We start from the raw sequence: 767 nt of genomic DNA, 5'->3' as shown, positions 1-767 counted from the left end.
GAGGTGGCCCCGACTGCGGCAGAACGGGACGAACAAGAACGCTTCGATCGCGAGCTGTTTCGGGAAATGGCAAATCTGGGGCTGACGGGAATTCCATGGCCTGAAGATTACGGCGGAATCGGAAGTGACTATTTGGCCTACGTCATCGCGGTGGAGGAGCTGTCAAAAGTGTGCGCCTCCACCGGAGTGACGCTTTCCGCCCATATCTCTCTTTGCAGCTGGCCCCTGTTTGCCTTTGGGACGGAGGAACAGAAGACAGAGTACTTAACACAACTGGCCCTCGGAGAGAAAATCGGCGCATTCGCATTGACCGAAGCACGGTCTGGATCTGACGCCGGCAGCATGAAAACAACTGCTGAACGAATCGGCGATGACTATGTGTTAAATGGTTCCAAAGTGTTTATCACAAACGGCGGCGTTGCTGATATTTACATTGTTTTTGCCGTCACCGATCCCGAGAAAAAGAAAAAAGGCATTACCGCTTTTATAGTAGAAAAGGATTTTGAAGGATTTTTTACAGGCAAGAAAGAAAAGAAGCTGGGCATCCGTTCTTCACCGACAACGGAAATCATGTTCGAAGATTGTGTAGTGCCCGCATCAAAGCGTCTCGGACAAGAAGGAGAAGGCTTCAAAATCGCGATGAAGACGCTTGACGGAGGCAGAAACGGCATAGCTGCACAAGCCGTAGGCATCGCCCAAGGAGCGCTTGATGCGGCGCTTCAATATGCAAAAGAGCGAAAGCAATTCGGAAAATCGATCGGCGAGCA

General features: G+C 51.0%; 1 protein-coding gene. It reads left to right on the top strand.

The window, feature by feature from the left end:
* Positions 1-767, top strand: a 767-nt coding sequence (gene acdA / locus ACWHAR_RS26215) for an acyl-CoA dehydrogenase AcdA (RefSeq protein WP_452088314.1), incomplete at both ends; no start/stop codon positions are given.

The sequence above is a fragment of the Bacillus sp. LR--39 genome (assembly GCF_053613335.1).
The sequence above is the reverse complement of the archived record's forward strand: the minus strand, read 5'-3'. Positions and strand labels throughout refer to the sequence as shown.